The sequence below is a fragment of the Bradyrhizobium sp. CCBAU 051011 genome (assembly GCF_009930815.1).
Lineage (GTDB): Bacteria > Pseudomonadota > Alphaproteobacteria > Rhizobiales > Xanthobacteraceae > Bradyrhizobium.
Window position 1 is genome coordinate 8,857,476 of sequence record NZ_CP022222.1, and the last position, 14,156, is coordinate 8,871,631.

Below are 14,156 nucleotides of genomic sequence, written 5' to 3' on the forward strand. Positions count from 1 at the left end.
ATGCGCTACTTCGCGACGAAGCCCGCTTCGTTCATCAGCGAGGTGTTGAGCTTGTCGTCCTCCTCGAGGAATTTCAGCATGTCCTTGCCGGTGAGGAAGATCGGCTTCAGCGCCTGCTTCTCCATATAGTCCTTGTACTCCGGCGTCTGCGTCACCTTCTGGAACAGGTCGACATAGAACGCCTGCTGGTCCGGCGTCACCTTGCCGGGCAGGAACATCGCGCGCAGCATCAGATACTGCACGTCGAGCCCCTCCTCCTTGCAGGTCGGGATGTCGTTCCAGGATTGCGTCTCCGTGACCTTGGTCTTGTAGGAGATCCGCTCCTTGTCGAACACGCACAGCGCGCGGACCTGACCGGCGCGCCAGACTTCGAGATTTTCGGATGGATTATTGACGTTGGATTCGGTGTGCTTGCCGACGAGCTGCGTCGCCGCCTCGCCGCCGGACTTGTAGGGCAGATAGGAGAATTTCGCGCCGGTCTTCTGCTCCATGAACACAGTGAGTACGTGATCCTCGCGCTTGGATCCGGTGCCGCCCATCTTGAACGGCGAGCTCGCCGCCTTGGCGGCAGCGATGAAGTCCTTCACCGTCTTGGGACCCTCGGCATTGTCCCACAGCACGAACTGATCGAGGGCGACCACCGACACCGGCGTCAGGTCACGCCAGTTGAACGGGATTTTGGCCGACAGCGGCAGCATGTAGATCAGCGAATAGGCGATCAGCACCTTGTTGGGGTCGCCGTCGCTGGACTTCATGTACATCAGCGCCTCGGCGCCGGACGCCCCGCCCTTGAGCGACACCACCATCGGCTGCTTCATCAGATTGTTCTTCTGGATCGCCGCCTGCATCATGCGCGCCATCTGGTCGGAAGCGCCGCCGGCACCGGCTGCGACCACGATTTCGACCGGCTTGGTCGGCTCCCAGGCGGCAAGCGCCGGGGCGGTTGCGATCATGGCCGCCATAGCGGCCGCGACTTTCAGGATATGTCCCACGAGTTTCATCCCTATGTAATTGTTGTATTTAGACAAATAGGCACTTCCCGCTGCGCCATTGTGCGGGGTAAAGCGGGCGAGTTCAAGCCGACCGGCAACCTTACTGCGTATGACTTTCGCATGAGTATGCGACATACGCAAAAAGGCGCGGGGATGGCCCGCGCCTTCATGGAGCCACTCACACGACAGCGAAGGCTACTTGCCCTTCCAGTTCGGCGAGCGCTTGTTGAGGAACGCGTCCATGCCCTGGCGGAAATCCTCGCTCATATAGGCGCGCAGGATCAGGTCCTCGCCTTCGTCGCGCGTCAGAGTCCGCCGGATGCGGCGCACCGCTTCCTTGGTGACCTCGAGCGTGATCGGCGCATGGCTCGCGACGAGCTTTGCGGTCTCATCGGCGCGGCGCTGCAGGGTCTCGACATCGGGCACCACTTCGTTGAGCAGCCCGAGCGCCAGCGCCTCGGGAGCCTCGACCAGCCGCGCCTTGAAGATCAGGTCCTTGGTCCGCGCCGGACCTACCAGCGAAACGAGCCGGGAAATGTTGGACATCGACAGGCAATTGCCGAGCGTGCGCGCGATCGGAAAACCCATGCGCGTCGTCTCGGTGCCGATGCGGATGTCGCAGCACGCCGCGATGCCGGCGCCGCCGCCGGTGCAGGCGCCGGCAATCGCCGCAATGGTCGGCACCCGGCATGCTTCCAGCGCGCCGAGCACGCGGTCGATCCGCGCTTCATAGTCAAGCGCATCCTGCGCGGTCTTGAAGGCGCGGAACTGCGAGATATCGGTGCCCGACGCGAACGCCTTGTCGCCGGCGCCGGTCAGGATCATCGCCTTGATCGAGCGATCATTGTTGACGGTCTCGCAGATAACAGCCATTTGCTCGTACATGGCAAAGGTCAGCGCGTTGCGCGCCTGCGGACGGTTGAACGTCAGGCGGGCGATCCCGTCCTCGACGGAATAGATCAGGTCTTCGGTCGAAGCTACCGGAGCGTTCATCGCAGCTCTCTCTGTTTTGTTTCGGTCAAACGATATCAGGCGACGGCGGCCTTCGGCATCGCGACGACGTCACGCCCCTTCAGCACTTCCATCGCCGCCAATACGCCCCCGCCGCGATGCGGCACCTTGGCGAGATCGAGGCCCATCTCGACGCCCGACAGCGTGCCCATCAGCATCAGATCGTTGAAATGCCCGATATGGCCGATCCGGAACACCTTGCCCTTGATCTTGTTCAGGCCGGTGCCGAGCGACATGTCGAAGTTTTCGAGCACGACCTTTCGGAAATTATCGGCGTCATGGCCTTCCGGCATGACGACGCCGGTCAGCGCGGGCGAGTGTGCGCCCTGCTCCTGACATTGCGTTTCGAGGCCCCAGACCTTGATGGCCGCGCGCGTGGCGGCGCTGTGGCGCTTGTGGCGGGCGAAGACGTTCTCCAGCCCCTCCTCCTCGAGCATCTTGACCGCCTCGCGCAAACCGAACAGCAGGTTCGTTGCCGGCGTGTAGGGCCAGGTGCCGGCCTTGTTGATGGCGATGACTTCCTGCCAGTCCCAATAGGAACGCATGGCGGGGTTCGCTTTCGCAACCGCGAGCGCCTTTTCCGACACGGCATTGAAGCCGAGGCCCGGCGGCAGCATCAGACCTTTCTGCGAACCGGCGACCGAGACGTCGATGCCCCAGGCATCGTGCTCATATTCCAACGAGCCGAGACCCGAGATGGTGTCGACCATCAAGAGCGCGGGATGATTGACGCGGTCGAGAATCTTGCGAACTTCCTGCGGATGGGTGACGCAGCCGGTCGAGGTCTCGTTGTGGACCACGCACACGGCCTTGATGTTGTGCGCCTTGTCGGCCGACAGCCGCGCCTCGATCTGCTCAAGGTCGGCGCCGTGACGCCAGTCACCGGGCAGGAAATCAACTTCGAGCTTGAACTTCTCGGCGATACCGTGCCACAGCACGGCAAACTGCCCGGTCTCCGCCATCAGCACCTTGTCGCCGGGCTGCAGGGTGTTGACGAGAGCCGCCTCCCATGCGCCGGTGCCGGACGACGGGTAGATGATCACCGGCTGCTTGGTCCGAAACACCCGCTGCATGGCCGCCAGAGCGGCATAACCAACCTCGGCGAACTCGGGACCCCGGTGGTCCATGGTCGGCATATCCATGGCCCGCAGCACCCGGTCCGGCACGTTGGTCGGGCCCGGAATCTGCAGAAAATGCCGTCCAGTATGCACAGTCATGGGCGTCCTTCCCGGTCTAGGCCTGGCGTTTCGAGCCGCTCGAATATCACCATTTGGCGGGCTTGTCGCCCGCCGGACGCCGCACGTCAATGCACAAGAAGCAGGGCTGGAGAAGCGAGGGCAGGCGCGAGCTGCCGACTAGCTGCCGACGACCTTGAGATGCGCCGGGGAATTGCCTTGCGGGCGCTGCTCCAGATACTTCATCGCGGCATCGACGCCGCCGGCCCGATAGGGAATTCCGGCGACTGACAATCCCATCTCCACGCCCGTCAGCGCAGCAAGCAAGGTCAGTTCGTTGCACTCACCGAGATGACCGATGCGGAACACCTTGCCGGCCACCTTCGACAGTCCGGAGCCGAGCGACATGTTGTAGTTGTCGAGCACGACCTTGCGGAACTGGTCGGCGTCATGCCCCGGCGGCATCAGCACGGCGGTGAGAACAGGAGAAAAGTCCTTTGGCTCCTGGCAGAGCACCTCAAGTCCCCAGTGATTGACGGCGGCACGCGTCGCCGCGGCCAACCGCTGATGGCGCGCGAAGACCTGGTCGAGCCCCTCCTCAAGGAGCATCGCGATGGCCTCGCGCAGGCCGTAAAGCAAATTGGTCGCCGGGGTGTACGGGAAGAAGCCGTTCGCATTCGGCTTCAGCATCTCCTCCCAATCCCAATACGACCGCGGCATTCTGTTGGTCTTGGCAGCAGCACGGGCCTTGTCCGAGATCGCGTTGAAGCCCAGACCGGGCGGCAGCATGAACCCTTTCTGCGAGCAGCTCACGCTGACATCGACCTTCCATTCGTCGTGCCGGTACTCGACCGACCCGAGCGAGGAGATGGTATCGACCATCAGCAAGGCCGGATGACCGGACCGGTCCATCGCCGCGCGGATTTCGCCGATCCGGCTGGTCGCACCGGTCGAGGTTTCGTTGTGAACGACCATCACCGCCTTGAGCGCGTGCGATGTGTCGCGCGCCAGCCTCTCTTCGATCACCGCAGGGTCCGCACCGCGGCGCCAGTCGCCGGGCAAGAAGTCGACGTCAATTCCCCACCGTGCAGCCATCTGGCGCCACAGGGTGGCGAAGTGGCCGGTCTCCACCATCAACACCTTGTCGCCCGGCGACAGCGTGTTGACGATCGCAGCTTCCCAGGCGCCGGTACCCGACGAAGGGAAAATCACGACCGGTCCGGAGGTCTGGAAAATCTTCTGGGAGCCCTCCAGCACCGTGCGCCCGAGCAGGCCGAACTCGGCGCTGCGGTGATCGATGACCGGCATGTCCATCGCCCGAAGAACGCGATCGGGGACAGGGCTCGGTCCCGGAATCTGCAAAAAATGCCGTCCTTGCCGCATGATAACCTCCGTCGTCGCGTCCTGACGCCAATTTTGCATTCATTTTTCTGTATGTAAATGATATTTTACATGCAATTCTGCCATCGACGCTGGTGTTTCCGCAAACTACGGTTGCGCCTATGAAATCGACGATTCCCGAATCCGGGGTGCCAATCGCCAAACTCGCCGATAGTGGCGACTCGGACCGTGCCGAGCCCTCGCTCCACGGGGAAATCCTGTCGCGGCTTCGCGACTATGTGGTCGAAGGCAACATTCCAGACGGCGGACGCGTTCCCGAACGGCAGCTCTGCGAAATGTTCGGAATTTCCCGCACCCCCCTGCGCGAAGCGCTCAAGGTGCTGGCCGCCGAAGGCCTGATCGAGCTACTGCCGAACCGCGGCGCGCGCGTGCGCCAGCTCGGCCAGCGCGATCTGGAGGAGCTTTTCGACGTGATGGGCGGCCTTGAAAGCCTTGCCGGACGACTTGCCTGCGAGACCGTCACCGACGAAGAGATCGCTGAGATCGAGCGGCTGCACTACGAAATGTACGGCCACTACCTGCATCGCGACATGCACAATTACTTTCAGGCCAACCAGCGCATCCATGAACGGATCGTCGCGGCATCCCGCAACGAGACTTTGCGCACCACCTACGCCAACCTGGCCGGCCGGATCCGCCGCGTTCGTTATTCCGCCAACTTCGCGCGCGAACGGCAACGCTGGACCGAGGCCATGCGCGAGCACGAAGCGATCCTGGATGCGCTGCGGCGTCGGGCCGGCAGTGAGCTGGCCGACATCCTGTTCCAACATTTGCGCAACAAGCGGACCGCGGCAGTCGAGCACCTCAATGGGGTGTCCGAGGGGGCAATCGCCGATGCCACAAAGGGCTAGCCCTCAATGGATTATGAATTCACAATTGACGCCACCCCAAGATAAATTGCATCTGTTTCCTTGAGAGATTGCCGAAGTAATCCTCTTGGACGATAGGATTTGGGATGAAGAACGCGTCACCGCTTGAGCGCCGGCTACGATCAAATATTACCGGCGATGTCCTGTTCGACCGATTTAGCCGCGGCCGCTACGCGACGGATGCCTCGTTCTATCAGATCCTGCCCCTGGGCGTGGTGGTTCCCCGGACCATGGACGAGGCCCTGCGGGCGCTCGCAGTCGCAAGGGACGAGGGACGAATCGTAACCCCGCGTGGTGGCGGGACTTCCCAATGCGGCCAGACCATCAACGAAGGCATCGTCGTCGACTTCTCCAAGCACCTGAACCGCCTGCTCTCGCTGGACGTCGAAAATCGCACCTGCGTGGTCGAGCCCGGCATCGTGCTCGACGACCTCAACCGCCAGCTCAAAAAGCACGGGCTGTGGTTTCCGGTCGACGTCTCCACCGCCTCACGCGCCACCATCGGCGGCATGGCCGGCAACAATTCCTGCGGCGGCCGTTCGCTGCGCTACGGCACCATGCGCGACAACACGCTATCGATGGATGCGGCGCTGGCTGACGGCACGCTGCTCCATTTCGGCGAAGTGCCGCGGGACCTCGCGCGGGTGAACTCGCCGCAGAGCGGGCTTGCCCTATTCCGCGACATGCTTGATCTCGGCGAGCGCGAGGCCGCCGAGGTCGCCGAGCGTTTCCCGAAGGTGCAGCGCCGCGTCGGCGGCTACAATCTCGATGCGCTGGTGCCGCGCAATGCGCCGAACAACATGGCCCACATCCTGGTTGGCTCCGAGGGCACGCTGGCGTTCACGACGCAGGTTGAGCTGAAGCTGTGGCCCACCATCCGCAACAAGATGCTGGGTGTCTGTCATTTCGGCAGTTTTTACGAGGCGATGGATGCGGCCCAGCATCTGGTGAAGTTGCGGCCGATCGCCGTTGAGCTGGTAGATCGCACAATGATCGCACTCGGCCGCGATATCGCGATGTTCCGGCCCGTGATCGAGGCGACCGTGCGCGGCGATCCGGATGCACTGCTGATCGTCGAATTTGCGGAAGAGGATCAACCCGACAATCTGCAAAAGCTGAAGCAGCTTTCCGAATTGATGGCAGACCTCGGCTTCGGCTGGAGCCGTCCGCAGCGCAAATGGGGCGGTGTGGTCGACGTCATCGAACCCGCGACGCAGACGGCAATCGCGGATTTCCGCACCTCCGGCCTCAACGTCATGATGTCGATGAAGCAGGAGGGCAAACCGGTCTCCTTCGTCGAGGACTGCGCCGTGCCGCTGCCGCATCTCGCCGACTATACCGAACGGCTCAACGCCATCTTCGCCAAGCACGGCACCCGCGGCACCATGTACGCGCATGCTTCCGAAGGCTGCCTGCATGTGCGCCCCGTTCTCAATCTGAAGCTCGACAAGGACGTCAAGGCGATGCGCGCCATCGCCGAAGAGGCGTTCGAGATGGTACGCGAGTACAAGGGGTCGCATTCCGGCGAGCATGGCGACGGCCTCGTTCGCTCCGAATTCCACGAAGCGATGTTCGGCGCGCGCATCGTCGCCGACTTCCGCGAGATCAAGCAGCGCTTCGATCCGGAGAACCTGCTCAATCCCGGCAAGATCGTCGATCCGCCCCAGATGGACGACCGCAACCTGTTTCGCTATCGGCCGGATTATCGCGTCGGCGAGCTGAAAACCGCGCTGGATTGGTCGGCCTATCCCGGCGCCGGCGGCGGTTTTCAGGGCGCCGTCGAGATGTGCAACAACAACGGCGCCTGCCGCAAGCTCGAGGGCGGCGTGATGTGCCCGTCCTATCGCGCCACCCGCAATGAGAAGGACGTCACGCGGGGCCGCGCCAATACGCTGCGGCTGGCGATCTCGGGCCAGCTCGGGCCGGATGCGCTGGCTTCGGACGAGATGATGGAGACGTTGAAACTCTGCGTGTCCTGCAAGGCCTGCCGCCATGAATGCCCGACCGGCGTCGACATGGCAAAGATGAAGATCGAAGTGCTGGCCGCCCGCGCGGCAAAGCACGGCCTTTCGCTGCGCGACCGGCTGGTCGGCTATCTCCCACGCTATGCGGAGATGGCATCACGCTTCGCGCCGCTCGCCAACTGGCGCAACAGCAGCCCGTTGCTGCGTACGTTGTTCGAGAAATTTGCCGGCATCAGCGCCAAACGCGCCCTGCCCGCTTTCCGCCGCGACGTGTTCAAGGCTGACGCTGAGGTCTTCGGCCCCGCAGATGGCCATGAGGTCGTGCTGTTTGCCGATACCTTCAACCGCATTTATGAACGTGAAAATCTCGACGCCGCCTTGCGGGTTTTGGTTGAAGGCGGATATCGCGTGCATATTCCAAGACCCGTCGATCGCTCCCGCCCGCTATGTTGCGGGCGGACATTCCTCTCCGCGGGCCTCGTCGAACAGGCGCGGGGTGAACTGAACCGGCTGGTCACGACCTACGCGCCATTCGCCGCACGCGGCGTGCCGATCATCGGGCTGGAGCCGAGCTGTCTTCTCACACTTCGCGACGAACTGCTCTCGCTGCGCTCGGATAATGAGGCGAAGAGCATCAGCGCGCATGCATTGCTGTTCGAGGAATTCCTGGTTCGCGAGGCGGAAGCGGGCCGCTTGAAATTGCCGCTTGGCGCCATGCCAACAAGGGCGCTGGTTCACGGCCACTGCCATCAAAAATCATTCGGCGCCTTCAAGCCGGTCGAAAAGGTACTTCGCCTCGTTCCCGAGCTCAACGTCGAAACCATCGAATCCAGTTGCTGCGGCATGGCCGGCGCCTTCGGCTACGGCGCCGACACCTATCAGGCCTCGATGGAGATGGCGGAGCTATCGCTGCTGCCGGCGGTCCGCCGCGCCGATGCTGGTTCGCTGATCGTGGCCGACGGCACCTCGTGCCGGCATCAGATCAAGGATGGCACGAACCGTGCAGCGCTGCATGTCGCCCGCGTGCTCGCGATGAGCCTCGACAGCGCGCAAGTGAAGCATTAATCCCCACTCAATCGCAAAGGACCTGATTTATGGTTGAACTTACCCTCGACCTCGCCCGCAAGATTCTCGATGCCGCCCTCGCCAAGGGTGTCGAGAAGAAGCTGAAGCCGCTGGTCATCACCATTCTGGATGCGCGGGGCTGCGTGAAGGTCACGGCCGCACAGGACGGCACCAGCCTGATGCGGGCCGAGATCGCGCACGGCAAGGCCTATGGCGCGCTCGCGATGGGCATGGGATCGCGGGCGCTGTTCCAGCGCGCCCAGGAGCAGGCCTATTTCGTCAGCGCCGTGAACGCGCTGGCGCAGGGACGCCTCGTGCCGGTGCCCGGCGGCGTGCTTATCATGGACGGCACCACGCTCCTTGGTGCCGTCGGCGTCAGCGGGGACACATCAGACAATGACGAGATCTGCGCCGTCGCGGGCATCGAAGCTGCCGGGCTGAAGGCCAGCGCCGGATAATCAACGCCCCGGCCAGGAAGGCTTGCGCTTCTCGCCGAACGCCTTGAGGCCTTCCTTGGCATCTTCCGTCATCGCCAATAGCGCGATCTGGCTCTCGGTGTAGGCGATGCTCTCGTCGAACGACATCGAGGCGATCGCGCGCATCGCATATTTTCCGCGGCGGATCGCGGTCGGCGACTTGTCGACGATGCGACTGACCAGCCATTCGACCTTGGCGTCGAGCTCAGCCGTCGGCACCACATAGTTCAGGAGTCCGGCGGCCTGCGCCGTATGCGCGTCGAACGGCTCGCCGGTCAGCGACCACTCGCTGACCAGCCGCTTCGGCGCGATCGATTGCAACAGGCTCAGCACCTGCATCGGGAACACGCCGACCTTCACCTCGGGCAGACCAAAGATCACATGATCGGCGGCGACGGCCATGTCGATCATGCACAACAAGCCCATGCCGCCGGCCATGCAGGCGCCACCCACACGGGCGATCGCGGGCTTGGTGGCGTTTTGCGACAGGCGCAGCAGATCGGCGTAGTCGACATTCGGCCGCGAAAAATCCATCGCAAAGGCTGCGCCGCTGTTCTGAAGGTCGGCGCCGGCGCAGAACGCCTTGTCGCCCGCCCCCGTCAGCACGATGACACGGACATCCTTGTCATCATGCGCTTCGCGATAACCACGGGCGATGCCGGCGACGACGTCGGCATTGATGGCGTTGCGCTTGTCCGGCCGGTTGATGGTGATCCAGAACGCCTGCCCGCGCTTTTCGCGTATCACGCTGCTTGAATCGGTCATTGTCCTGCTCGCTCGTTGCAAAATGCTGGTTAGCATTTGCGGCAGGATAACGGTGGACTGCAAGCGCGATTTAGCTCTTGCGCGCAGTAGCTGGCGCCATCTTTTTGACCCAGACCTTGTTGTCATGGAACGCCGCGCCCCCGATCGGCGCGATCGTTTCGGCACCGGTCAGCATATTGATGCCGCGGCCACCGATATGAGCCTTGTTCGGATGGATGGATTCGGCGATCAGCACGCCGCGGCGCACGCCGTCAAACAGCCTGGCGGTCAGCGTGGTTTCGCCGCGCGTGTTGCCGAGCGTCACAGCGTCGCCATCCATGATGGAGAGAGCTGAGGCATCTTCCGGGTGCATCATCACCGTCGGCACGCCCTCGCGCGCCTGCGATCCCGGCGTCTCGTTGAAACTGGTGTTGAGATAGCTGCGCGACGGCGAGGTGGCGAGGCGGAACGGATGCTTCTCGTCCGCCTCCTCGATGATCGTCCAGTGGTCGGGCAGCGACGGCATCTGCGCCCAGGGGCCCAGGCCCGGAGTGCCGACTGGGGGATTCGCCCAATCAGCCTTGAAGTGGAATTTCTTGTCGGCGTGCGCGAAGCCATCGAGATAGTGAGAGGTGCGAAAGTCCGGCTGGATGTCGCGCCACAGATCCGCTTCCAGCGTTTCGATATCGCCGTGGCCGCTCTTCTTCAGCGTCGCGTCGATCAGTTCGCGCGGCGTCATCTCAAATCCGGGATGCACGGCGTTGAGGCGCCGGCCGAGGCCCTGCAACACTTCATGGTTGGAACGGCACTCACCGGGCGCATCGATCAGCTTGGGCCCAACCGAAATATGCTGGTGCCCGCCGCCGTAATAGAGATCGTCATGTTCCATGAACATGGTCGCCGGCAGCACGATATCGGCCATGACGGCCGTCTCGGTCATGAACTGCTCATGCACCGCGACGAACAGATCTTCGCGCGCAAAGCCCTTTCGCACGAGTGCCTGTTCGGGCGCCACCGTCACCGGATTGGTATTCTGGATCAGCATCGCCTTGACCGGCGGTCCGCCCTTCAAGGCTTCAGCGTCGCCAGTCAGGATACGCCCGATCTGTGACTGGTCGAGCCAGCGCGTCGTGCGGTCGATCGCGTCGTGCCCCTCGATAATGGATTCGTCGAACTTCCAGATCGACGCATTGTTGAAGAAGGCTCCGCCACCTTCATATTGCCAGGCTCCCGTCACCGCCGGGATGCACAGCGCTGCATGCATCTGCGCCGCACCGTTGCGGCTACGGGTGAAGCCATAGCCGAGACGGAAGAACGAACGTTTGGTCTGGCCGACCAGGCGCGCGAACGCCTCGATCTCTTCGACCGGCACGCCCGAGATCTTCGAAGCCCATTCCGGCGTACGGGTCTTGAGATGCGCCTCGAGTTCGTCGGGGCAATCGGTGTAGCGATCCATATAGGCGCGATCCGCGTACCCCTCGCGGAACAACACATGCATGACGCCGCAGGCAAACGCGCCGTCGGTGCCGGGCCGGAGCAGGATCTTGGTATCGGCCTGCTTCATGGTGTCGTTGTTGTAGATGTCGATCGCCGCGATCTTGGCGCCGCGCTCCTTGCGGGCGCGCGAGGCATGGGTCATCACGTTGACCTGGGTATTCACCGGATTGGTGCCCCAGATCACGACGAGATCGGAGACACCCATCTCGCGCGGGTCGACGCCGGCGATCTTGCCCGTGCCGATGGCAAACCCGATGCGCGCGACGGTCGCACAGATGGTGCCGTAGAAACGCGAATACTTCTTCACATGCGACAGGCGGTTGATGCCGTCGCGCATGACGAGCCCCATGGTACCGGCGTAGTAATAGGGCCAGACCGACTGAGCACCGAATTCGCGCTCAGCCTGATCGAACCGCGCGGCGATTTCGTCGAGCGCCTCATCCCAGGAAATCCGCGCGAACTGGCCCGAGCCCTTCGGTCCGGTGCGGCGCATCGGATAGAGCACCCGGTCAGGATGGTGAATGCGCTCGGCGTAGCGCGCGACCTTGGCGCAGACGACGCCCGCCGTGTAGGTTTGCAGCTTGGAGCCGCGGACCCGGCCGATCGAGCGGCCGTCGATCACCTCGACGTCGAGCGCGCAGGCCGACGGACAATCGTGCGGACAGGTGGAGTGACGGATATCGACCTTGGCATGCTGGTTCATGCGTTTCTAGGTAACATCAAATGCTTCGGTCGCCGAGGGGCTTTATCCGACAATGCACCAGCAAAAACGGCCTTTAGCCATGCATCAGGCGCCCAAATAGGCGCCGCCATTGGCGTGGATCGCCTGCCCGTTGATGTAGCGCGCCCCGGGCCCGCACAGGAACCGCACGGTTGCGGCGACGTCTTCCGGCAGTCCCCGATTGCCGGTGATGGTCTGATGGGTCAGATGATGCGCCGGCTCCGGCTTGTCCTTCGGCCGTGGCGTGCCGATCAGGCCAGGTACGACGCAGTTCACCGTGATGCCGTCGTCGGCGAGATCATGGGCCAGCGCCCGCGTTAGCCCGATGATGCCCGCCTTCGCCGTCACTACATGCGCGCGGTTCTTCGCTCCCGTATGCGCGCTGAGGCCGCCGACGTTGATGATGGTTCCTGCGCCGGACTGCCGCAGCGCCGGCAGGCAGGCCTTCACGCAGTGGAAGGTACCGTCGAGGGTCACGTCGAGGATTTCACGCCACGCCGCATAGTCCATCTCGGCGAACGGCTTTTCGCGGCGCAACGCGGCATTGTTGACGAGGATATCGATACGGCCGAATTGCTTCACGGCGGCATCTGCCATCGCCTGCACGGCGCCGGGGTCGGCGACGTCGCCGATATGAACCAGCGCCTTGCCACCTGCGGCCTCGATCTCGCGCGCTACGGCCTCGGCCTCGACGCGGTTGCTGCGTGCATTGACCACGACGGACGCGCCGCCTTCCGCCAGCGTCAGAGCGATTGCGCGGCCGATGTTGCGGCCTGCGCCGGTGACGATAGCGACCTTGCCTACAAGTTCTTTTGTCATCCGCTCTCTCCACGTCATGCCCGGCCTTGTGCCGGGCATGACGACAATCAGTGGCGCAACAAGCCCAGATCGATGCGGCCATCAAACAGTCTGGCCATCAATTCCAACACCGCATCGCCTTGTGCAGCGCTCCAGCCGCCATGCTTGACGTTGAGCACAAACTTGTCGGTCACGTCTTGCCGCGTCAACGGCTCCTGCGCGCCACCCCGAAGATGGGGCTGCCGGTCTTCGACCACGCTGCCGTCCGTGAGGGTTGCGCGGATGTGGCCGGTATAGTTGTTCGGATAGGGATTGTCCGGGTCGATCACGTATTTCACCTTGGCCGCGAGCGCCAGCACACGCTGGTCGCGGATCGCGTCTTCGGTGAATGCGCCTAGGCCGACGCCGCCATGCACGAAGCCGGCAGCCAACAGATAGGGCACGGCGAATTTGGCGGCATAGCCGTTGGGCGGGCGCTGCTTGTCGGCCAGCGGCTCCCACAGCCGGTGCACCGTTGCCTCCGCCACCTCGCAGACGACCTCGGCGACTTCCTCCGGCTTGATGCCGCGCGCGGCCAACCGACGCGCGCAATCGATAAAGGGCTGCGCCATCGTTCCACATGGATAGGGCTTGAACGCCAGCATGTCTGTCACCCAGCGTGCACCGAAATCGCCGATCAGCGCGGCGTAGTCGCCATCCGTGGTGTGCGCGAAGCCGTGGAACAGCCCGTGGACGCCTTCGAACACCGTGCGTGGTCCGACGAACCCTCCCCGCGCCAGCAGCGCCGCGCGGATGCCGGATTGCGCCGCCCACCCGGCATGCAGTCGCTTGGTCCAGGCGCCCTCGGCGAGATATTCGATGATGCCGCCGGCCATGCTGCCGGCTATGCCGAGCGCATCGACGATCTGCCTGGCGTTGAGGCCGAGCGCTGCGCCGACGCCGGCGGCCGCGCCCATCGCGCCAAAAATCGCGGTCGGGTGGAAGCCGGCCTTGTGAACCGCCTTCGGCACCACGAGGCTCAACCGGCAGAGCACTTCGGTGCCGACCGCGATCCCGATCAGCGCCGCCTGACCTTCCGGATTATGCCGCTCGCAGGCGGCGAGCACCGCCGGCACGATCACCGCGCCGGCATGCACCGGACCGCCCTCGAACGTGTCGTCGAAATCCTCGCCATGCGCGGCCGTGCCGTTGACGAAAGCGGCGCCTGCAGCATTCAGGGTGCGTCGGTGCCCGATCGCCGTGCATGGGCCGTCATCATCGCAACCTGCCAAGGCGCTTTCGACGTAATCCTGGTTGCGTGCAGTGACGCACAGGCCCACCACATCGATCAGCAGATCCTCACATTTGCGCCTGGTCGCTGCAGGCAATGCGCCGGGCCTGAGCGCGACGATCTTTTCCGCTAACGTTTCGGCGACCGAAACCGTGGGCAGTCCGGAGGGCATG

At 63.6% G+C, this 14,156-nt stretch carries 11 protein-coding genes; 3 read left to right on the top strand and 8 right to left on the bottom strand.

Annotated features, from left to right (window positions below; translation table 11 throughout):
- Positions 1–5: 5 nt before the first annotated feature.
- The 4 genes from ACH79_RS41630 to ACH79_RS41645 form a co-directional block, all read right to left on the bottom strand.
- On the bottom strand, positions 6–962 hold the full coding sequence (locus ACH79_RS41630; RefSeq protein WP_371419495.1) for a Bug family tripartite tricarboxylate transporter substrate binding protein: 957 nt from the start codon (positions 960–962) through the stop codon (positions 6–8).
- A 225-nt stretch (positions 963–1,187) separates the two neighbouring features.
- Positions 1,188–1,985: an enoyl-CoA hydratase/isomerase family protein gene (locus tag ACH79_RS41635; protein WP_161855936.1), complete on the bottom strand. Its 798-nt coding sequence runs from the start codon at positions 1,983–1,985 to the stop codon at positions 1,188–1,190.
- Between the two features lie 35 nt (positions 1,986–2,020).
- Positions 2,021–3,220, bottom strand: coding sequence for an alanine--glyoxylate aminotransferase family protein (locus ACH79_RS41640; RefSeq protein ID WP_161855937.1), 1,200 nt, complete (start codon positions 3,218–3,220; stop codon positions 2,021–2,023).
- A 138-nt stretch (positions 3,221–3,358) separates the two neighbouring features.
- The gene (locus ACH79_RS41645; protein WP_161855938.1) at positions 3,359–4,600 is read right to left on the bottom strand and encodes an alanine--glyoxylate aminotransferase family protein; all 1,242 of its coding nucleotides are present in this window, start codon (positions 4,598–4,600) and stop codon (positions 3,359–3,361) included.
- 80 nt (positions 4,601–4,680) lie between these two features.
- On the opposite strand from ACH79_RS41645, the gene ACH79_RS41650 reads away from it, so the two are divergent.
- The 3 genes from ACH79_RS41650 (at position 4,681) to ACH79_RS41660 (ending at position 8,935) form a co-directional block, all read left to right on the top strand.
- Positions 4,681–5,430 carry a GntR family transcriptional regulator gene (locus tag ACH79_RS41650; RefSeq protein ID WP_161855939.1) on the top strand — a complete coding sequence of 250 codons (750 nt, stop codon included), beginning with the start codon at positions 4,681–4,683 and terminating at the stop codon, positions 5,428–5,430.
- A gap of 104 nt (positions 5,431–5,534) precedes the next feature.
- A complete protein-coding gene (locus ACH79_RS41655; RefSeq protein ID WP_161855940.1) occupies positions 5,535–8,477 on the top strand; it encodes an FAD-binding and (Fe-S)-binding domain-containing protein in 2,943 nt (980 codons plus the stop codon).
- A gap of 29 nt (positions 8,478–8,506) precedes the next feature.
- Positions 8,507–8,935, top strand: a complete 429-nt coding sequence (locus ACH79_RS41660; protein ID WP_161855941.1) for a heme-binding protein — start codon at positions 8,507–8,509, stop codon at positions 8,933–8,935.
- Here the strand turns inward: ACH79_RS41660 and ACH79_RS41665 are convergent, their stop codons facing one another.
- The 4 genes from ACH79_RS41665 to ACH79_RS41680 all read right to left on the bottom strand — a co-directional run bounded on the left by ACH79_RS41665 (position 8,936) and on the right by ACH79_RS41680 (position 14,155).
- Positions 8,936–9,718, bottom strand: coding sequence for an enoyl-CoA hydratase/isomerase family protein (locus ACH79_RS41665; protein WP_161855942.1), 783 nt, complete (start codon positions 9,716–9,718; stop codon positions 8,936–8,938).
- Positions 9,719–9,788: 70 nt separating this feature from the next.
- Entirely contained in the window at positions 9,789–11,897 is a 2,109-nt protein-coding gene (locus ACH79_RS41670; protein ID WP_161855943.1) for a molybdopterin oxidoreductase family protein, read from the bottom strand.
- 84 nt (positions 11,898–11,981) lie between these two features.
- Positions 11,982–12,734 (bottom strand): 3-oxoacyl-ACP reductase family protein, encoded by a 753-nt coding sequence (locus ACH79_RS41675; RefSeq protein ID WP_161855944.1) that lies wholly within the window; start codon positions 12,732–12,734, stop codon positions 11,982–11,984.
- 47 nt (positions 12,735–12,781) lie between these two features.
- A complete protein-coding gene (locus tag ACH79_RS41680; protein ID WP_161856835.1) occupies positions 12,782–14,155 on the bottom strand; it encodes an MmgE/PrpD family protein in 1,374 nt (457 codons plus the stop codon).
- Position 14,156: the final 1 nt, after the last annotated feature.

Excerpts from the sequence above, each read along its gene's own strand:
- ACH79_RS41675 (WP_161855944.1), bottom strand. The coding sequence starts at position 12,734 with ATGACAAAAGAACTTGTAGGCAAGGTCGCTATCGTCACCGGCGCAGGC.
- ACH79_RS41665 (WP_161855942.1), bottom strand. The coding sequence starts at position 9,718 with ATGACCGATTCAAGCAGCGTGATACGCGAAAAGCGCGGGCAGGCGTTC.
- ACH79_RS41660 (WP_161855941.1), top strand. The coding sequence starts at position 8,507 with ATGGTTGAACTTACCCTCGACCTCGCCCGCAAGATTCTCGATGCCGCC.
- ACH79_RS41670 (WP_161855943.1), bottom strand. The coding sequence starts at position 11,897 with ATGAACCAGCATGCCAAGGTCGATATCCGTCACTCCACCTGTCCGCAC.
- ACH79_RS41655 (WP_161855940.1), top strand. The coding sequence starts at position 5,535 with ATGAAGAACGCGTCACCGCTTGAGCGCCGGCTACGATCAAATATTACC.
- ACH79_RS41635 (WP_161855936.1), bottom strand. The coding sequence starts at position 1,985 with ATGAACGCTCCGGTAGCTTCGACCGAAGACCTGATCTATTCCGTCGAG.
- ACH79_RS41630 (WP_371419495.1), bottom strand. The coding sequence starts at position 962 with ATGGCGGCCATGATCGCAACCGCCCCGGCGCTTGCCGCCTGGGAGCCG.
- ACH79_RS41645 (WP_161855938.1), bottom strand. The coding sequence starts at position 4,600 with ATGCAAAATTGGCGTCAGGACGCGACGACGGAGGTTATCATGCGGCAA.
- ACH79_RS41640 (WP_161855937.1), bottom strand. The coding sequence starts at position 3,220 with ATGACTGTGCATACTGGACGGCATTTTCTGCAGATTCCGGGCCCGACC.
- ACH79_RS41680 (WP_161856835.1), bottom strand. The coding sequence starts at position 14,155 with ATGCCCTCCGGACTGCCCACGGTTTCGGTCGCCGAAACGTTAGCGGAA.
- ACH79_RS41650 (WP_161855939.1), top strand. The coding sequence starts at position 4,681 with ATGAAATCGACGATTCCCGAATCCGGGGTGCCAATCGCCAAACTCGCC.